Source organism: Oceanicella actignis, from assembly GCF_008124525.1.
In the GTDB taxonomy this organism is placed as follows: Bacteria; Pseudomonadota; Alphaproteobacteria; order Rhodobacterales; family Rhodobacteraceae; genus Oceanicella; species Oceanicella actignis.
This window is the reverse complement of record NZ_VNHJ01000006.1, coordinates 190683-209318: the sequence shown is the minus strand read 5'-3', so window position 1 is coordinate 209318 and position 18636 is coordinate 190683. Positions and strand designations below refer to the sequence as shown.

The window sequence follows — 18636 nt, the reverse complement described above, 5'->3', positions numbered from 1 at the left end:
TGCCGCGCAGCAGCGCGCCGATGTTGTCGCCCGCCTCGCCGCGGTCCAGCAGCTTGCGGAACATCTCGACGCCCGTGCAGGTCGTCTTCTTGGTCGGACGCAGACCCACGATCTCGACCTCGTCGCCGACCGTGATCACGCCGCGCTCGACGCGGCCCGTCACCACCGTGCCGCGGCCCGAAATCGAGAACACGTCCTCGATCGGCATCAGGAAGGGCTGGTCGATCGGACGCTCGGGCGTCGGGATGTACTCGTCGACCGCCGCCATCAGCTCGCGGATCTTGTTCTCGCCGATCTCGGGGTCGCGGCCCTCGAGCGCCGCAAGCGCCGAGCCCGCGATGATCGGAATCTCGTCGCCCGGGAAGTCGTAGGACGACAGCAGCTCGCGCACCTCCATCTCGACCAGCTCGAGCAGCTCGGGATCGTCGACCTGGTCCACCTTGTTCAGGAACACCACCAGCGCCGGAACGCCCACCTGGCGCGCCAGCAGGATGTGCTCGCGCGTCTGCGGCATCGGGCCGTCGGCCGCCGAAACCACCAGGATCGCGCCGTCCATCTGCGCCGCGCCCGTGATCATGTTCTTCACGTAGTCCGCGTGGCCCGGGCAGTCGACATGCGCGTAGTGGCGCTTCTCGGTCTCGTACTCGACATGCGCCGTCGAGATCGTGATGCCGCGCGCGCGCTCCTCGGGAGCCGCGTCGATCTGGCTGTAGTCCTTGAACTCGCCGAAATACTTCGTGATCGCAGCCGTCAGCGTCGTCTTCCCGTGGTCAACGTGGCCGATCGTGCCGACGTTCACATGCGGTTTCGTGCGCTCGAACTTTGCCTTCGCCATCCGTCCGTTCCCTGATTTCGAGGTCCCATCCGCGCAACCGCGGATCAACCGCGCCCGCTTAGTGAAAAAAGCGTCGCAGCGCAACAGGGAATGCGGTCATCGCTCCGCGCGGCGCGCGAAAATGGGGAAGGCGTGGAGCGGGCAGCGGGAATCGAACCCGCAACAAGAGCTTGGAAGGCTCGTGTGATACCGTTTCACCATGCCCGCCGACGCTTTCCAGATAGCGCCGCGGCGCGCCGGACGCAAGCCCGGCGCGCCCCGTTCAGGCCGAGCGCGCCAGCAGCTCGGCGTTGCCGCCCGCCGCGGTGGTGTCGACGCTGAGCACGCGCTCATGCGCGAAATCCTGCGGCGCGTCCAGCCCGGCGACCAGCGGCGCGATGGGCCCCTCGCGCGCCGCAAGGGCCCTGCGCAGCGCGGCGAAGCGGTCGGGCGCGCAGGGCGTGGCGGCGGCGACCGCGATGGGCAGGCGCGTCAGCGCCTCGGGGTCGAGCGCGCCGTCAAGCGCGACGAGCGGCGGCGCGGCGCGGCCGCGGCCGGGCGCGCGCAGCAGCGGCGCCAGGATGCGCGGCGCCCCGGGCGCGGCGGCGACGACCGGGCAGCCCATGGCCAACGCGTGGACGCATTGCGTCAGCAGCGCCTCCTCGTCCGGCCCAAGGCACAGCGCCGGGCCGCGGGGCGCAAGCCACAGCTGGTTCGATTCCCCGGTCGGTCCGGGCAGGTCGATGGGCCCCATGTCCACCGCCGCCGCCGCCGCCAGCGCCCGGGCCGCGCGCCCGCGCAGCAGGGCGCGCAGCGTGGCGAGGCGCGCGGGATCGGCCGCCCAGGCCCGCGTCTCGGGCGCGGCGGCGAGGCGCTCGAGCGCGGCGCGCGCCGCGGCCTCGTCCAGCGCCGGACCGGCCGCAACCGCCGTCGGCTGCGTCACGGGCCGGCGGAAGCGGGGCAAATAGTTCGGCCCGCCCGCCTTCGGCCCGGTTCCCGACAGCCCCTCGCCGCCGAAGGGCTGGCAGCCGACCACGGCGCCGATCTGGTTGCGGTTGACATAGATGTTGCCGACATGCGCCCGATCGACGATGCGCTGAACGCGCCCGTCGATGCGGCTGTGCACGCCCATGGTCAGCCCGTAGCCGCGCGCGTTCACCGCCTCGACCACGCGCAGCAGATCCGGCGCGCGGAAGGTGGCGATATGCAGGACGGGGCCGAAGATCTCTTCCTCCAGCGCCTCGATGCCCGGCACGCGGATGACCGCCGGCCCCACGAACAGCCCGCCCGCCGGCGCCGCGAGGCGCTTGAGCAGCCGCCCCTCGGCCTCGGCGCGGGCGATGTGAGCCTCGATGCGGGCGCGCGCCTCGGCGTCGATGACCGGGCCGACATCGGTCGACAGGGCGCGCGGGTCGCCGATGCGCAGCAGGTCCATCGCGCCCAGCAGCATCTCGGTCACCGTCGCGGCGACGTCCTCCTGCACATAAAGGATGCGCAGCGCCGAGCAGCGCTGCCCCGCCGACTGGAAGGCGCTGGCCAGGATGTCGCGCACCGCCTGTTCGGGCAGCGCCGAGCTGTCGACGATCATGGCGTTGAGCCCGCCGGTCTCGGCGATCAGCATCGCCTCGGGGGCGCTGCGGGCCAACTGGCGGTTGATCAGGGCGGCGACCTCGGTCGAGCCGGTGAAGCATACGCCGTCGATCCCCGGATCGGCGGTCAGCGGCGCGCCGACGCCGGGGCCGTCGCCATAGACCATGCACAGCACGTCCTCGGGCAGGCCCGCCTCGGCCAGAAGCGCGGCGGCGCGCGCGGCGGTCAGCGGCGTCTGCTCGGCTGGCTTGGCGACCACGGCGTTGCCCGTGGCGAGGGCGGCCGAGATCTGGCCGGTGAAGATCGCCAGCGGAAAGTTCCAGGGCGAGATGCACGCGATCACGCCGCGCGCGGGGCCGGCCGCTTCGGCCAGCGGCGCCTGGGCGGCGTAGTAGCGCAGGAAATCGACCGCCTCGCGCACCTCGGCCACGCCGTCGAGCCAGTTCTTGCCCGCCTCGCGCGCGACCAGCTCGATCAGCTCGGCCATGTTGTCTTCGTAAAGATCAGCCGCCGCGCGCAGGATGGCGGCGCGGGCGGCGACGGGCGTCGCCTCCCAGGCCGGCTGGGCGGCGCGGGCGCGCGCGACGGCGCGGGCCACGCCCTGGGCGTCGGTCTCGTGCGCCACGCCCACCACCTCGGCCGGATCGGCGGGGTTGGTCACGGCGCGCGGCGCCCCCTCTTCGCCGGCGATCCAGCGATGGGGCGCGGCGAAGGGCGCGCGCGCCCGCGCCAGCGCCCGCACGGCCAGCGGATCGGTCAGATCGACCCCGCGCGAGTTGCGCCGCTCGGCGCCGTAGAGGTCGGGCGGGGCGGGGATCGTCGGATCGGGCGCGAACTCGTCCTCCTCGGCGGCGGCGATCGGGTCGGCGGCGATGACCTCGGGGGGAATGTCCTCGTCCACGATCTGGTGCACGAAGGACGAGTTCGCGCCGTTCTCGAGCAGCCGCCGCACCAGATAGGCCAGCAGGTCGCGATGAGCCCCGACCGGGGCGTAGATGCGGCTGCGCACGCCATGCTCGGACAACAGAAGATCGTGCAGCCCCTCGCCCATGCCGTGCAGGCGCTGGAATTCGAAATGATCGCGCCGCTCGCCGGCCATGTGCAAGACCGCGGCGGCGGTGTGGGCGTTGTGCGTGGCGAATTGCGGATAGATGCGGTCGGTCATGCCCAGCAGCTTGCGCGCGCAGGCGATGTAGCTGACGTCGGTGTGGCGTTTGCGGGTGAAGACGGGATAGCCCTCGAGCCCCAGCACCTGGGCGCGCTTGATCTCCGAGTCCCAGTAGGCCCCCTTGACCAGCCGCACCATGATCCGCCGGTCCAGCTTGCGGGCCAGCGCGTGCAGCCAGTCCAGCACCTCGGGCGCGCGCAGCCCGTAGGCCTGGACCACGACGCCGAAGCCGTCCCAGCCGGCAAGCTCGGGGTCCGACAGAACGGCCTCGATCACGTCAAGCGACAGGTCCAGGCGGTCGGCCTCTTCGGCGTCGATGTTCAGGCCGATGCCGGCCCTGGCCGCCGCGCGGGCCAGCTCGGACAGGCGCTCGACCATCACCGGCAGCATCACGTCGCGCTGGCCGTATTCGTAGCGCGCATGCAGCGCCGACAGCTTGACCGACACGCCCGGATTGTCGCGCACCGTGCAGCGCGCGCCCTCGCCGGCGACGCGGATGGCCTTGGCGTAGGCGCGGTGATAGCGCAGCGCGTCGGCGTCGGTGCGGGCGGCCTCGCCCAGCATGTCGTAAGAGAAGGTGTAGCCGCGCTCGCGCATCCGGGCGCCGCGCTTGACGGCCTGCTCCATGGTCTCGCCCAGCACGAACTGGGCGCCCATCTCCTGCATCGCGCGCGAGACGGCCAGGCGGATCGCCGGCTCGCCCAGCCGCCGGACCAGCCCGCGCAGGGCGGCGACGACGCCCTCGCCTTCGTCCGACAACATGCGTCCGGTCAGCATCAGCCCCCAGGTCGAGGCGTTGACCAGGATCGAGCCGCTGTCGCCCAGATGCGCGCCCCAGTCATGGGGGGCGACCTTGTCCTGGATCAGGTCGTCGATGGTCTCGGCGTCGGGCACGCGCAGCATGGCCTCGGCAAGGCACATGAGCGCGACGCCCTCGCGGGTGGACAGGCCGTATTCGGCCAGGAACAGCTCCATCAGCCCCGGATCGTCGCGCTTGCGGATCGCGCGGACCATGTCGGCGGCGCGGGCGCCGATGGCGGCGCGCTCGTCCGCGGTCAGGCTCGCGGCGGCGGCCAGGGCGGCGACGGCCTCGCTCTCGTCGGTCAGGATGCGGCGGCGCATGCGCGCGCGCAGCTCGTCAAGGGCGGCGGGGGCGGCGGAATCGGCGAAGGTCTGGGACATGGCGGGGCTCTCCTGGGCTCATGCTTGCGAGCATAACCCGCCGCGAGGGGGCTTGCGTCCCGTCTTGCGGGCCTGTTTCGGGCCATCTGACTTTTGTTCGTCGTCCCGTTCAGCCATCATCCCGCGCATGAAGGAAGAAACGGACCGACTCGATTCCATCGACCTGCGCATCGTGCGCGAGCTCGAGCGCGACGCGCGCCAGTCCTTCGCCCGGCTGGCCGAAAAGGTGGGCCTGTCGAAATCGCCCGTGCAGGCGCGGGTCAAGCGGCTTGAGCGGCTGGGGGTCATTCGCGGCTACGCGGCGCGGGTCGATCACGCGCGGCTGGGGGCGGGGCATGTGGCCTTCGCGCAGGTCACGCTGTCGGACACGCGCTCGCACGCGCTCGAAGCGTTCAACCGCGCGGTGGCCGACATTCCTCAGATCGTCGAGTGTCACATGATCGCGGGCGGCTTCGACTATCTGCTCAAGATCCGCACGCGCGACATCGGCGCCTATCGCCGCCTGCTGGGCGAGACGCTGTCGCGCCTGCCGCATGTCTCGCACAGCTCGACCTTCGTGGTCATGGAGGCGGTGAAGGACGACTGAGCGCGAAAGCGAACGCCCCGCCGCGGGGGCGGGGCGTCGTGGTGGCTCAGAAGCTGAGCGAGATGTCGCGGTGATCCGCCGAACACGAGGCGATGAACAGCGCCTGCTCGCGCGTCAGTCGGGGCTGCTGGCGCGCGCCCAGCGTGTCACGGATGGCGGCCTCGTAGCGATCGAGCGCCGGCGCCAGCTCGGCCAGCGCCCGCTCGCGCCAGGTCAGATCGGCCTCGAGCGCGTTCAGCGCCGCCTGCATCTGGGCGATGGCCTCGGCCTTGTCGGGCGTGCGGGCGCGCAGGGCCGAGCGCGCCTTGGACACGGCCGAACGGATCGCGTCGGCGCCCTCGACATCGCCCAGACGGCTGCGCATCTCGGTCACGGGCTCGACCATCTCGGCAGGCTCGTTCGCGGCCACTGCCTCGGCCAGGGCGCGCAGATCGGGCGCCAGGGCGCGCAGCGCCTCGGTCGCGGCCAGCGTCGCCTTGATTTCGGCCGCGGCCTCGTAGCTCTGATCCGCGGCGCGGCGATAGGCGTCGCGCGCCTTGCTCTCGGCCTGGTCCAGCTTGTGGAACGCCTTGTAGACCTCGGGCCAGTCGGCGGGGATCCGCGCGGCCAGCGCGGCGCGCTCGGTCTCGATCTCCTTCAGCCGCGCCTCGAGACGGGGCTTGAGCTGGTCGCCATCCTCGGGCCGCAGGCGGCTGAGGCGGGTGCGGATGCGGTCCGCCTCCTTGTCCAGACGGCGGATGTCCTTCTCGAGCGTGCGCACGGCGTCGTGCACGGGCCGATAGGCGGGGGCCGCGGCCTCGACCGCCTCGGCCGCCTTGCGCGCCTGGCCGAGCAGCGCGATGGCCTCTTCGGCCTTGTCCAGCCCGGCGGTCAGGTCCTTGGCCAGCTTCGAGGGCAGATAGCTCAGATCCTGGGCGCGGACCGCATCGGCGGCGGCGCGGATCCGGTCCGCGTCCTGCGCAAGGCGCTCGGCGACGTATTCCTCTAGGCACAGCTGCAACTTCGGGTTGCGCGGCGGCGGCGCGGTTTCCGAGGTCAGCGAGACGCGCGTGGGCAGGTAGTTGGCCAGCGGCGGGTAGAAGCCGACGATGCCCAGCGCCACCAGCTGCAGCGCGATGAAGGCGATGACGCCCTTGTAGATCTCGATCGTGCGCACCGCCGCGGGCGCCACGCCGCGCAGGTAGAACAGCGCGAAGCCGAAGGGCGGCGTCAGGAACGAGGTCTGGATGTTCAGCCCGATCATCACGCCCAGCCACACGGCGGTGACGTTGGCGGCCGGATCGGCCAGCAGGATCGGCGCGACGATCGGCACCACGACCACGGCGATCTCGATGAAGTCCAGGAAGAAGCCCAGGATGAAGATCACCGTCATGACGATGAAGAACTGCATCCAGAAGCCGCCGGGCAGCGATTCCAGGAACTCCTGCACCAGATGCTCGCCGCCGAAGCCGCGGAAGGCGGCGGTCAGCATGGCCGCGCCCATCAGGATGATGAACACCAGCGCCGAGGTCTTGGCCGTCTCGACCATCACGCCCTGCAGCGTGTTGTCGATGCGCAGCGCCCTCGCCCCGGACCACACCAGCGAGGCGATCAGCCCGGCGCTGCCGATCAGGGCGATGACGACGCCGATCTGGTCGTCGGGGGTCTGGATGTTCTTGATGTTCGGCGCATAGACCACCTGCGCGAAGGCCGCCACGGCCAGCGAGGCCATGAACAGCAGCGCCGGCGCATAGGCCCCGCGCCCGGTCTCGAGCCGGTAGCCCGCCATCACCAGCGCGCCCGCCGCGCCGATGGCGCCGGCCTGGTTCACCGTCGCCACGCCGGCGATGATCGAACCCAGCACCAGGAAGATCAGCGCCAGCGGCGGCACCAGGGTGATCGCCACCTTGCCCCAGAAACGGGCGTCATAGTCGCCCTCGTAAGGCACGGCGGGGGCTTTCTTGGGGTTGAGCAGCGCGAAGACCAGGATGAACGCCATGTAGAGCCCGACCAGCACCAGGCCGGGCACGAAGGCGCCCAGGAACATCTCGCCCGCCGAGGTCGAGGCGACGTCGAAATCCGAGGGCATCGACAGCTCGCCCGTGGCGGCCTTGTAAAGCGCCTTGCGCGCCGTGCCGGCCTGATCCACCGCGCTGGACAGCTGGTCGGCCAGGATGATCAGCACGATCGAGGGCGGGATGATCTGCCCCAGCGTGCCCGAGGCGGCGATGGTCCCGGTGGCCAGCGGCTTCGAGTAGTTGTTGCGCAGCATCGCCGGCAACGAGATCAACCCCATCGCCACCACCGTCGCGCCCACGATGCCCGTGGTCGCCGCCAGCAGCGCGCCCACGAACACCACCGAGATGCCCAGCCCGCCGGGAATCGGCCCGAACAGCTGCGCCATGGTCACCAGCAGATCCTCGGCGATGCGCGAGCGCTGCAGCATGATGCCCATGAAGATGAAGAGCGGAATCGCGATCAGCGTGTCGCGCTCGGCCTCCCAATAGACGCCGCGCAGGTTCGTCACCCCCGCCGACAGCCATTGCGACGGACCGCCCGAGGCGAAATAGGCGTCGGGCGAGCCGGCGAACAGCCAACCCGCCGCAGCCGCCGCCCCCACGGCCAGGATCGCCGAGCCGGGCAGGGCGAAGGCGACCGGATAGCCCGAGCCGAGCGCCAGCGCCATGAGCAGGATCAGAAGGGCCAGAAAAACGAGTTCCATGTCAGCGATTCCGATCAGGCGGCGTGCGCGCCGTCATGGGCGCGGCCGCCCGGCTCGCCGCGCCAGTCGGCGACGGCGTCGAAGAAATATGCGGTGAACTGGATCAGCATGGTGATGGCGAACACGCCCAGATACCCGGCCATCAGGTATTTGACATACATGCCGAACCCGGACTGCGAGACCTCGTAGTTCGAGAGCGCGCCGGTGATGATGGCCGATCTGCCCGCGAACCCGATGATGAGGACCGTCCAGCACAGGACCATGCCCAGCAGCACCGTGCCGACGGCGTTCACCATGCCCTTGGTGCGGGGGCGGAAGCCGGCGTAGAACACGTCGACGCGCACATGCCCCTCCTCCATCAGCGTGTGGGCCGAGGCGAACAGGAACAGCGCCGCATACCAGAAGCGCACGAGGTCGCCCATGAAGGCCTGCTCGTAGGAGAAGATGAAGCGCGTGATCACGATCAGCAGCTCGGCCGCCACGATCAGCAGCGCCAGCCAGGTGAAGCCGAGCGTGCGCGAGAAGAACGCCGTCGCGAACCCCAGCGCCACAAGCGGCAGGTGAACGTTCGGCCCGCGGAAATGCGAACGCCCCAGATCCGAGGCGAGATCGGCGCCGACGACCTGTTCGAGCAGGCCCTCGACGCGCAGGAAGGAAATCGCGGCGTCGGCGATGCCCACATACAGCACCGCGAAGAAGCAGCCGCGGATCAGAAACGCGTTAAAGGCGGCGATGTCGTCGCAATCCTCGCGCAGGCCGCGCAGGGGCGTGCGCACGACCCAGAAGGCCGCCGCCAGCGCCGCCGCCGGCCAGGCCAGCAGCATGACCCAGGCCGCCGCGCCGCCGCCGGCCAGGGCCTGCGCCGGGCCCGGCATTTCGGGCGCGCCGTAAATCAGCCAGATCTCGGCCAGGAACACCGCCAGCATGGCCAGGTTGACCCAGCCGAAAAGCCGCGCGGCGACGTCCAGCCCGTCATTGCCGCCGGCCTTGCCGATCCTGCGGCCCTCTTCGCCAGACAAGGTCATCGCGTTCCCCCCTGTGCGAGGAACGGGGCCGAAGCCCCGTTCCCGTCATCGTAGCGGCGCGGCTCAGATGCCCAGCGCGCGGTTGCGCTTTTGCGAGTAGGCGACGTCCGAGATCTTCATCCAGGCGCCGATCTCGCGCAGCGCCTTCTGGAAGCTGTCGTCCACCTCGCGGGTCAGCTCCGAGTGGGCGCGCGTCTCTTCGAACACCTCGGCGGCGGCCTCGGCGAAGCTCTCGTAGATCTCGTCCGAGAACTCCTTCAGCACGACGCCGTTCTCGTTGATCATCTTCGACAGGTATTCGCCGTTGAGCGCGTTCACCTCGTCCATCGAGTTCGCGTGCTCTTCATAGGCGGCCGCGGTGATGACCTGACGCTCCCAATCGGTCAGCGAGCCCCACCAGGACGCGTTCATGGTCAGCGACAGGGCCGCGCCCGGCTCGTGCATGCCGGGATAGTAGTAATACTTGGCGGCCTCGTAGAACTTCATGAAGTAGTCGTTGTAGGGGCCGACCCACTCGGTCGCCTCGATGGCGCCGGAGACGAGGTTCTCGTAGATCTGGCCGCCGGGCAGCGACACCGGCGAGGCGCCCAGCTTGGCCATGACGTCGCCGCCAAGGCCGGGGATGCGCATCTTCAGGCCCTTGAGATCGTCGGCGGTCTCGATCTCCTTGTTGAACCAGCCGCCCATCTGGCAGCCCGTGTTGCCGGCCAGCAGGCCCTTGAGGCCGAACTCGCCCTTGACCTTGTCCATCAGCTCGTTGCCGCCGGCGTATTTCATCCAGGCGGTGTGCTCGGTGTAGGTCATGCCGAAGGGCACGGCGGTGAAGTAGGCCAGCGCGGGGTGCTTGCCCTTCCAGTAGTAGTCGGCGCCGATATAGGCCTGCGCGTTGCCCGAGGCGACCTCGTCGAAGCTGTCGAAGGCGCCCACGCGCTCGCCGGCGGCGAAATACTCGGTGACGATGCGCCCTTCGCTCAGATCGGTGATGCGCTGGGCCAGGCGCTGGGCGCTGATGCCCAGGCCGGGGAAGTCGCGCGGCCAGGTCGAGACGATGGTCATCGTCTTGCGCGCCTGCGCGACGGCCGGAGCGGCCAACCCGCCGGCGGCGGCGGCCGCGCCGCCCAGCGCGGCGCCCTTCAGAAACTTGCGGCGTTCCATTCATACCTCCCGTCTGATGTCATCGGCGCGCGGCCCGCCTTTTGCGCGGGCGGTTTGAGCGCGTCCGGTCTGCCAATTTGCACTTTCAGGGCCGATGGTCAATCGCAACGCCTTGCAACGCGGCGATCGGTCCCGCCGCGGCGACGCCAAGCGCCTGACGGCGCGTCGCTTTCGCGCGCGGCGATCTGCGCCGCCCGCCCGCCCGGCGCGGGCGCCTCAGCGCCGAACCGGGCCGCGCGTGCCCGGCGCGGGCGGCGTCTCGGGCGGTCCGGCGAAGCATTGGGCCGTGCGCATCCAGCGCTCGGCGGTCGGGCCGACCATGCGCAGGGCGGTGTCGGCGACGTTGCGCGTCTGGGTCACGACCTGACAGAACTCGACGGCCGATCCCTCGATCAGATCCGGGCCCTCGCCGAACTCCCACACGGCGCCCGAGGGCGCGGTCAGCCGCAGGCGCGGCATGGGGGCGGGGGGCTCTTCGCCGCGCACGCGGAACGACCAGCCATAGGCGTTCACCCCCAGCACCACGACGTTGCGGATGCGGTCGGTCTCTTTGCGCTCCAGCCCCAGAAGGTCGAACACCTCCTGCCCATGGGCCCAGGTCTCCATGATGCGCGCCGAGATGGACGAGCGCGCCGACATGCTGGGCCCGGCCCATTTCACGCGCGCCCTGGGGTCGGCCTCGGCCCAGCGCGCGGCCATGTCCAGATAGTGCGCGCGCCAGGCCTCGCGCAGCGCGTGGCCGCGCAGGCCGCCCAGCCATTCGTCCTCGGCCTGGCGCAGGCCGCGCCGGCCCAGCCGATCCATGACCGGCGCCAACATCTGGTCGAAGGCGCGCTCGTCCGTCAGCGAGCGGTCGGCGGCGACGTTCCAGAAATGCAGGTGCCCCAGAACGTCGTTGATCGTCCAGCCCTTGAACTGCGTCGGGCGGTCGAAATCGGCCTCGGGCAGATCGGCGACGACGGCGTGCAGCGTCTCGCTCTCTTCGCGGAAATCGCGGGCTTGCTCGATCATGTTCATTCCTCCAGAAGGCGCGACAGGCGCTCGTAGGCGGCCAGGAAGTCGGTCTTGAACTCCTGCACCACGGCGGCGGCCGAGCCGGCGGCGCGCATCAGCCCCACGCCCTGCCCGACCCAATAGGTGGCCAGCCGCTCGGCGCCGGGATGGCCCGCGGCGGCCAGCTTCTCGACACGGGCGAGCGCCGGTTCGGTCAGCAGCGATTGCAGCGGCATGGGCAGGGGCGGCGGCGCGTCGGGGCCTTCCCACGCATCGGTCCAGGCCGAGCGCAGCTGGCGCGAGGGCTTGCCCGTGCGGCTGCGCGCGCGCACCGTGTCGCGCGAGCCGGCGGCCAGCAGCTTGCGCTTGATCGGCTCGGGGGGTTCGGCCTCGGCGGTGGTCAGCCAGACCGAGCCGCACCAGGCCCCGGCCGCGCCCATCGCCATGGCCGCCGCCATCTGGCGGCCGGTCACGATGCCGCCGGCGGCCAGCACGGGAACGTCGCCCGCGACCTCGACCACCTCGGGGACCAGAACCATGGTCGGGACCTCGCCGCAATGGCCGCCGGCCTCGGCGCCGGCCGCGACCAGGATGTCGACGCCCGCCGCGATCTGCGCAAGCGCATGCTCGCGCGCGCCCACCAGCGCGGCCACCGGGACGCCCCGCGCGCGGGCCATCTCGATCATCGCCGCCGGCGGCGCGCCCAGCGCATTGGCGATCAGGCGGATGGGAAAAGAGAAGGCGACCTCGAGCATCTCGGCCGCGCCGGCCTCGCTCATGTTGCGCGCGGCGCGCAGGGCGGCGCGGCGGTCCTGGTCGAGATCGGCGGCGGGCAGGCCGCCCTGGGCCAGAAGGCGCTCGACGAAGGCGCGCTGGGGCTCGGGCAGCATGGCCGCCAGGGCGTCGTCCTCCAGCGCCATGCCCTTGCCGGCCATGGCGTTGGGCACGATCAGATCCACCCCGTAGGGCTTGCCGTCGCAATGGGCGTCGATCCAGGCCAGCTCGCGCCGCAGCTCGTCGGGCGTGTATTTCACCGCCCCGAACACGCCCATGCCCCCCGCGCGCGAAACCGCCGCCACCACGTCGCGGCAGTGCGAGAAGGCGAACAGGGGAAATTCGATGCCCAGCCTTCGGCAAAGCTCCGAGTTCATGGCTCGCTCCTTTCCCGGCGCCGCGTCACGGCTCTTCGATCTCGACCAGCGGATCGCCCGCGGCCACCTGCGCGCCGGCCTGCGCGTGCACGGCCTTGACGCGCCCGGCGGCGGGGGCGCGGATGTCGTGCTGCATCTTCATCGCCTCGAGCGTGGCCAGGCGCTGGCCCTGGGCGACCTCAAGCCCCGGCTCGGCGGCCATGTCGGTCAGCACGCCGTGCATGGGCGCGCGCACAAGCCCCGGCCCGGCCTGGTCGCCCGCGGCGGCGGCGCGGTCGGCGCGCGTGAAGCGCAGGTCGCGCCAGGGCAGGGCCAGCAGCAGCGCGTCGCCCTGCGCGGCGTGGAACATGCGCACGCGCCTTTCGTCGAGGCGCAGCGTCGCCCCGTCGGGCTCGTCGCGCTCGATCCGGGCGGCGAAGGCGGCGGCGCCGGTCTCGACGCGCAGCGCCGCGCCGCGCGCGCTCACGCGAAGGGCGCGCTCGGCCTCGGCGGCGCGCAGGCGCGCCGTCCATGCCGCGGCGCCGGCGCTGGACCAGTTCTCGAGCCCGGCGGGGTCCGAGACCATGGCCGCGCGCGAGGCGCGGCGCCCGCGCAGGAAGGCGGCCAGCGCGCCCAGCGCCCAGTCCTCTTCGCTCAGGGGCGGCGCGGGGTCCACGCCCGCCTCGTCCAGAAAGGCGGTCGTCGCGGCGCCTTGCGCGAACAGCGGCGCGCGCAGGGCGGCGATCAGAAAGCCGCGATTGGTCGCCGGCCCCAGCAGCGCCGTGCGCTCGAGCGCGGCGATCAGCCGCCGGCGCGCGGTTTCGCGGTCGGGGCCATGGGCGATGATCTTGGCCGCCATCGAGTCGTAATGGGCCGAGATGCGCGGCCCCACGCCGTGATCGACGCGCACGCCCTCGGGCGCGCGCCACAGCGCCACCGGCCCGGTCGAGGGCAGGAACCCCGCGGCGGGATCCTCGGCGCACAGGCGAACCTCGATGGCGTGGCCGTTCAGGCGCACATCCTCCTGCGCAAGGCCAAGGGGCGCGCCCTGCGCGACGCGGATCTGAAGCGCGACAAGGTCAAGGCCGCAGACCGCCTCGGTCACGGGGTGCTCGACCTGAAGGCGCGTGTTCATCTCGAGAAAGAAGAAGTCGCCGCCCCGGTCCAGAAGGAACTCGACCGTGCCGGCGCCGCGATACCCCGCCGCGCGCGCCGCCGCCGTCGCCGCCGCGCCCATGCGCGCGCGCAGCTCGGGATCGAGGGCGGGGCTGGGGGCCTCTTCGATCAGCTTCTGGTGGCGGCGCTGCACCGAACAGTCGCGCTCGCCCAGATGGATCGTCGCGCCGTGGGCGTCGGCCATGATCTGGATCTCGACATGCCGCGCGCCCAGCGCCGCGCGTTCCAGGATCAGCGCGTCCGACCCGAAGGCGGCCAGGGCCTCGGCCCGGGCGCGGGCGAGGGCGTCGGGCAGCGCGTCAAGCTCGCGCACAAGGCGCATGCCGCGCCCGCCCCCGCCCGCCGCGGCCTTGACCATGAGCGGCGCGCCGATGGCGCGCGCCTCGGCGATCAGGCGCGCGTCGGACTGGTCGGGGCCGTCATATCCGGGCAGGCAGGGCACGCCGGCCTCGGCCACGCGCCGGCGCGCGGCGGCCTTGTCGCCCATCAGCGCGATGGCTTCGGGCGGCGGGCCGACGAAGACCAGCCCCGCCGCCTCGACCGCGCGGGCGAAGTCGGCGTTCTCGGACAGGAAGCCATAGCCCGGGTGGATCGCCTGCGCCCCGGTCCGGCGCGCCGCGCGCAGGATCGCCTCGGCGTTCAGATAGCTTTGCGCCGCCGGGGCGGGGCCGATGCACGCGGCGTCGTCGGCGAAGGCGACATGGGGGGCGTCGGCGTCCTCGTCCGAATGGACGGCGATGCAGCGCAGCCCCAGGCTGCGCGCGGCGCGCATCACGCGCAGGGCGATCTCGCCGCGATTGGCGACAAGGATGGAGTCGAACATGCTCATTCCTCCGGGGCCGCCAAGGCCCAGCGCGGTTTGCGGCGAGCGGCGAAGGCGGCCAGCCCCTCGCGCGCCTCGTCGCCGGTCAGAAGGCGGGCGAAGCCGCGCGCGGCGCGCTCGATCTGCGCCGCGCGCTCCAGCCCCGGCAGCGCGCGCAGCAGGGCCTTGGTCTCGGCCACGGCGCCGGGCGCGGCCGCGAGGGCCTGCGCGCGCACGGCCGCCAGCGCCGCGTCGAGCCGGTCCGCGGGCACGGCCTGATCCACAAGGCCGAGGCGCTGGGCCTCGCGCGCGTCGAGGGCGGCGCCGGTCAGCATGAGCCGCCGCGCCGCCGCCGGCCCCGTGCGCCGCAGCACGAAAGGGGCGATCTGGGCGGGCGACAGGCCCAGCCGCGTCTCGGTCAGGGCCAGGCGCGCGTCCTCGGCCGCGATGGCGACGTCGGCGACGCACATCAGCCCCACCCCGCCGGCGGCGGCCGCGCCCTCGACCGCGGCCACGACCAGGATGGGCAGCGCGTCGATCTCGTCGAACAGGCGCGCGGCCTCGCGGCTCATCCGCTCGGCGGCGGCGCGGTCCAAGCCGCCGTCAAGCGCGGCGGCGAAGCCCTTGAGGTCGCCGCCGGCGCAGAACACCCCGCCGCGCCCGCGCAGCGTCAGGCCGCGCGCGCCCTCGGCGACCATGGCCGCGCAGGCCTCGCGCAGCTGCGCGGCCATCTGCGGCGTGAGGGCGTTGCGCGCCTGCGGCCGCGAAAGCCAGACGGTGCGCCAGGGGCCGTCGCGCTCGATCTCGATTTCGCTCCGGGCCATGGTCACATCCTCGCCACGCCGAAGGCGTTGGGCCGAAGGCGGCGCGCGCGCGCCTCGCGGCAGGTCTGCAGGGCGAAGGCCAGCACCTTGCGGCTGTCGCGCGGGTCGATCACGCCCATGTCCAGCATCCGGCCCGAGGTGTAGAAGGCGTCCTCCTGCCGCTCGAAATGGGCCTGGATGGCGGCGCGCTGGGCGGCCAGCCTGTCCTCGTCGGGCTCGAGGCCGCGCCGGCGCAGGCCAGCGCGGGCGACCAGATCCATGGCGCCGGCGGCCTGCGCGCCGCCCATCACCCCCGTGCGCGCATTGGGCCAGGCGAACAGGAAGTCGGGGTCGTAGCCCAGCCCGCACATGCCGTAGTTCCCGGCGCCGAAGCTGGCCCCGACATAGAGCGTGATCTTGGGCACGCGCGCGTTCGACACCGCCTGGATCATCTTCGAGCCATGCTTGATCATGCCGGCGCGCTCGCTTTCGACGCCGACGATGTAGCCGGTGGTGTTGGACAGGAAGATCAGCGGCGCGTCGGCCTGGTCGCACAGCTGGATGAACTGCGCCGCCTTGGCCGCGCCCTGCGGATCGATGGGGCCGTTGTTGCCGATGATGCCCACCTCGACGCCATGGATCGCGGCCTGAAGGCACACGGTCGAGGCGCCGAAGCGCGGCTTGAAGTCCATGAAGTCCGAGCCGTCGACCAGCCGCGCGGCCAGCTCGCGCATGTCGTAGGGCTTGCGATAGTCCACGGGGACGAGGCCGGCGATCTCGTCCGGGTCGTGCAGGGGCTCGGCGAAGGAGGGGCGCGGCGCGGCGCAGCGGCGGTTCCAGTCGAGCCGGGCCATCAGCTCGCGCGCCATGGCCAGGCCCTCGGCGTCGTCCTCGGCCACATACTCGACCAGCCCCGAGACCGAGGCGTGCATGTCCACCCCGCCCAGCTCGGCGTCGGTCGCGCTTTCGCCCGTCGCGGCGCGCACCAGCGCCGCGCCCGCCAGCGCGGCCATGCCGTTGCGGCGCACGCCGATGACGTAGTCCGACAGGCCCGGCTGATAGGCGCCGCCCGCGGTCGAGGGGCCGTGCAGGACCGTGATCGTGGGGATGCCCGCCGCGCTCAGCCGCGCCAGCTTGCAGAACATGGCGCCGCCATGGGCCCACAGCTCGACCTCGTAGTTCATCAGGTTGGCGCCGGCGCTTTCGACCAGATGCACCAGCGGCAGCTTCTGGCGCATGGCGATGTCCAGCACCCGCAGCGCCTTGTCCACGCTCTTGGGCGTGACGGCGCCGGCGTTGATGCCGCTGTCGTCGGCCAGCACCATGCAGCGCACGCCCGAGACGAAGCCGATGCCGGCGATCATGGACCCGCCGGGGATCGAGGTTTCGGGGTCGGGGTCCTCGACCATGTAGTTGCACAGGCTGAAGAGCTCGAGAAACGGCGCCCCCGGGTCCAGCAGGCGCGCCACGCGCTCGCGCGGGGTCAGCTGGCCGCGCTCCTCGAACCGGGCGCGGCGTTTCTCCGAGGCGGCGGCGGCCCGCGCCTCGAGCGCGCGCAGCCGATCGACCAGCGCCAGCATGTCGGCGCGGTTGGCGGCGAACTCGGCCGAGGCGGGCGAGATGCGCGATCGGAACACGGTCATGAGCGGCCCTCCCGGGGCTTGGCGGCTTCGGCAAGCTCGGCGGGCGCCGGCACATGCGCGGCCAGCAGGCGCTGCGCATAGCCCTTGCCCTGCGGGTCGGCGCGAAGCGAGGCCACGCCCCCGCCCTCGAGCACGTCATGCAGCACGATGTTCATGGCGTTGATCCCCGGCAGCAGAAAGCGTTCGACGCGCGAGGGGCCGAAGCGCGCGAAGACCTCGGCGACGCGCTCCTCGGTCAGCGCCGCCCAGATCAGCGGCAGCCATTCGGGGCGGCGCGCGATGACCCCGACATTCACCCGGTCGCCCTTGTCGCCCGAACGCGCCCAGGCCAGCCGTTCGAGCGGCGCGGTCCCGGCCGCGGGCGCCTCGGGCGGCGGCGGGGGCGCGGGGCGCGGCGGGGGCGCGTCGGGCGCGCCGCGCGGCGCGGGCAGGGGCGCCGGGTCGCCGATGTCGAGGCGCGCGCGCACCTCTTCGGCCGGCAGAAGGAACGAGAACAGCCGCACCACCGGCGAGGGCTTGGGCCGCGCGCCGGCGAACATGCTCAGCCCGGGCGGGGCCGACAGGGCCAGGCCGACGGCCGCCTTCAGATACGTCGCCACCGCGCGCGCGTCGGCATGCCGGACCGCCAGCTTGAGCGCGACCTCCTCGTAGCCGGGCGGGTCATCGACGCGGCCGCCCGAGATCTCGGCGCTGATCCGGTCGAAATCGGGGGCGTTCATGGCCCGCAGCGCCGCGCGGGCGCGATCCTCGACCGCGCGGGCGAAGACGGCGGCCTTCTCGCGCGCGTCGCGGCCCTCGAAGGCGAAGATCTGGCCGGCGCGGAACCCGTCGGCCCAGGTCGCGCCGACCTTCAGCAGCCCGCTGGGCGCGCGCCCGCGCGCGCCGGCGACGCGCACCCGGTTCGGCCCGGCCTGCGTCAGCGTCACGCCCGAAAAGTCGCAGATCACGTCGGGCAGCGCGTAGGATTGCGGGTCCTCGATCTCGTAAAGCATCTGCTCGCCCACCGTCGCGGGCGAGACAAGCCCCGCGCAGCCCTCGGGCAAGACGATGTCGGCGGTCCCGTCAGGGCGGACCTCGGCGATCGGATAGCCGATGCGGGCGAAGTCGCCGACCGTGCGCCAGTCGGTGAAGTTGCCCCCGGTCGCCTGCGTGCCGCATTCGAGCAGATGGCCGACCAGCGAGCCGGCCGCCAGCAGGTCATGATCGTCCGGCCCCCAGCCGAAGCGATGCATCAGCACGCCCAGCGCCAGCGCGCTGTCGGCGCAGCGGCCGGCGACGACCACGTCCGCCCCGCGGCGCAGCGCCTCGGCGATGGGAACGGCGCCCAGATAGGCGTTGATCGAGGCCACCTTCGCGGCCGGCGGAAAGGGCGCGCCCGAGAACATCTCGACCCGATCGGCGAATTCGGCGGCGCGGGCGGTCAGGTCGTCGCCGGTCACGCAGGCCACGGTCAGATCAAGCCCCTGGCGCGCGATCTCGGCGCGCAGCGCCGCGGCGCAGGCGGGCGGGTTCACGCCGCCCGCGTTCGAGACCACGGCGACGCCGCCCCGGGCGATCGCGCGCAGATTGGGCGCCATGGCGGCGGTCACGAAGTCGGTCGCATAGCCCATGGCCGGGTCGGCGGCCCGCGCCCGCGCCATGATCGACATGGTGATCTCGGCCAGATAGTCGAAGATCAGCGCATCCACGCCCGCATCCAGCAGCTGCCGCGCGGCATGGGGCGCGTCGCCCCAGAAGCCGCTCGCGCCGCCGATTCTGATGATGTCCGCCATGGCGCCGCCCCCCCTTGCCGTCCTTTCCGCTTGCGTCAGAACGAACGTTCTGTCTGTATGTTTGTCGAAACCCGCGCGCCGCGCAAGCCGAAAAGG

Annotated in this window: 12 protein-coding genes and 1 tRNA gene; 1 reads left to right on the top strand and 12 read right to left on the bottom strand. The window is 72.4% G+C overall.

The features are described 5' to 3' along the window. The 3 genes from tuf to putA form a co-directional block, all read right to left on the bottom strand. Positions 1 to 835, bottom strand: an 835-nt coding sequence (tuf, locus tag LY05_RS10365; protein WP_148923120.1) for an elongation factor Tu, incomplete at its 3' end; no start/stop codon positions are given. 133 nt (positions 836 to 968) lie between these two features. After that, positions 969 to 1042, bottom strand: a tRNA-Gly gene (locus LY05_RS10360). Between the two features lie 55 nt (positions 1043 to 1097). Beyond that, entirely contained in the window at positions 1098 to 4754 is a 3657-nt protein-coding gene (gene putA / locus LY05_RS10355) for a bifunctional proline dehydrogenase/L-glutamate gamma-semialdehyde dehydrogenase PutA (protein WP_148923119.1), read from the bottom strand. 127 nt (positions 4755 to 4881) lie between these two features. Here putA and LY05_RS10350 point away from each other — a divergent pair, with 127 nt between their 5' ends. Further along, positions 4882 to 5340, top strand: a complete 459-nt coding sequence (locus tag LY05_RS10350; RefSeq protein WP_072746981.1) for an Lrp/AsnC family transcriptional regulator — start codon at positions 4882 to 4884, stop codon at positions 5338 to 5340. 46 nt (positions 5341 to 5386) lie between these two features. Here the strand turns inward: LY05_RS10350 and LY05_RS10345 are convergent, their stop codons facing one another. The 9 genes from LY05_RS10345 to LY05_RS10305 all read right to left on the bottom strand — a co-directional run bounded on the left by LY05_RS10345 (position 5387) and on the right by LY05_RS10305 (position 18540). After that, positions 5387 to 8041, bottom strand: coding sequence for a TRAP transporter large permease subunit (locus LY05_RS10345; RefSeq protein WP_148923118.1), 2655 nt, complete (start codon positions 8039 to 8041; stop codon positions 5387 to 5389). Between the two features lie 14 nt (positions 8042 to 8055). Further along, positions 8056 to 9066, bottom strand: coding sequence for a TRAP transporter small permease subunit (locus LY05_RS10340; protein WP_072746983.1), 1011 nt, complete (start codon positions 9064 to 9066; stop codon positions 8056 to 8058). A 63-nt stretch (positions 9067 to 9129) separates the two neighbouring features. Beyond that, entirely contained in the window at positions 9130 to 10221 is a 1092-nt protein-coding gene (locus LY05_RS10335; protein ID WP_072746984.1) for a TRAP transporter substrate-binding protein, read from the bottom strand. A gap of 216 nt (positions 10222 to 10437) precedes the next feature. Further along, entirely contained in the window at positions 10438 to 11232 is a 795-nt protein-coding gene (locus LY05_RS10330; protein ID WP_346265233.1) for a TIGR03084 family metal-binding protein, read from the bottom strand. 2 nt (positions 11233 to 11234) lie between these two features. Next, a complete protein-coding gene (locus LY05_RS10325; RefSeq protein ID WP_148923117.1) occupies positions 11235 to 12365 on the bottom strand; it encodes a nitronate monooxygenase in 1131 nt (376 codons plus the stop codon). A 25-nt stretch (positions 12366 to 12390) separates the two neighbouring features. Continuing rightward, on the bottom strand, positions 12391 to 14343 hold the full coding sequence (locus tag LY05_RS10320; RefSeq protein ID WP_346265232.1) for an acetyl/propionyl/methylcrotonyl-CoA carboxylase subunit alpha: 1953 nt from the start codon (positions 14341 to 14343) through the stop codon (positions 12391 to 12393). Between the two features lie 2 nt (positions 14344 to 14345). Further along, a complete protein-coding gene (locus LY05_RS10315) occupies positions 14346 to 15146 on the bottom strand; it encodes an enoyl-CoA hydratase/isomerase family protein (protein WP_148923115.1) in 801 nt (266 codons plus the stop codon). A 2-nt stretch (positions 15147 to 15148) separates the two neighbouring features. Continuing rightward, positions 15149 to 16768 (bottom strand): acyl-CoA carboxylase subunit beta, encoded by a 1620-nt coding sequence (locus tag LY05_RS10310; protein ID WP_072746988.1) that lies wholly within the window; start codon positions 16766 to 16768, stop codon positions 15149 to 15151. Beyond that, on the bottom strand, positions 16765 to 18540 hold the full coding sequence (locus LY05_RS10305; protein ID WP_148923114.1) for an acyclic terpene utilization AtuA family protein: 1776 nt from the start codon (positions 18538 to 18540) through the stop codon (positions 16765 to 16767). The genes LY05_RS10310 and LY05_RS10305 overlap by 4 nt, the downstream gene beginning before the upstream one ends. Between the last annotated feature and the right edge of the window lie 96 nt (positions 18541 to 18636).

Bases quoted from the DNA above. Each gene is read 5' to 3' on its own strand.
- putA (WP_148923119.1), bottom strand. From the start codon at position 4,754: ATGTCCCAGACCTTCGCCGATTCCGCCGCCCCCGCCGCCCTTGACGAG.
- LY05_RS10350 (WP_072746981.1), top strand. From the start codon at position 4,882: ATGAAGGAAGAAACGGACCGACTCGATTCCATCGACCTGCGCATCGTG.
- LY05_RS10345 (WP_148923118.1), bottom strand. From the start codon at position 8,041: ATGGAACTCGTTTTTCTGGCCCTTCTGATCCTGCTCATGGCGCTGGCG.
- LY05_RS10340 (WP_072746983.1), bottom strand. From the start codon at position 9,066: ATGACCTTGTCTGGCGAAGAGGGCCGCAGGATCGGCAAGGCCGGCGGC.
- LY05_RS10335 (WP_072746984.1), bottom strand. From the start codon at position 10,221: ATGGAACGCCGCAAGTTTCTGAAGGGCGCCGCGCTGGGCGGCGCGGCC.
- LY05_RS10330 (WP_346265233.1), bottom strand. From the start codon at position 11,232: ATGATCGAGCAAGCCCGCGATTTCCGCGAAGAGAGCGAGACGCTGCAC.
- LY05_RS10325 (WP_148923117.1), bottom strand. From the start codon at position 12,365: ATGAACTCGGAGCTTTGCCGAAGGCTGGGCATCGAATTTCCCCTGTTC.
- LY05_RS10320 (WP_346265232.1), bottom strand. From the start codon at position 14,343: ATGTTCGACTCCATCCTTGTCGCCAATCGCGGCGAGATCGCCCTGCGC.
- LY05_RS10315 (WP_148923115.1), bottom strand. From the start codon at position 15,146: ATGGCCCGGAGCGAAATCGAGATCGAGCGCGACGGCCCCTGGCGCACC.
- LY05_RS10310 (WP_072746988.1), bottom strand. From the start codon at position 16,768: ATGACCGTGTTCCGATCGCGCATCTCGCCCGCCTCGGCCGAGTTCGCC.
- LY05_RS10305 (WP_148923114.1), bottom strand. From the start codon at position 18,540: ATGGCGGACATCATCAGAATCGGCGGCGCGAGCGGCTTCTGGGGCGAC.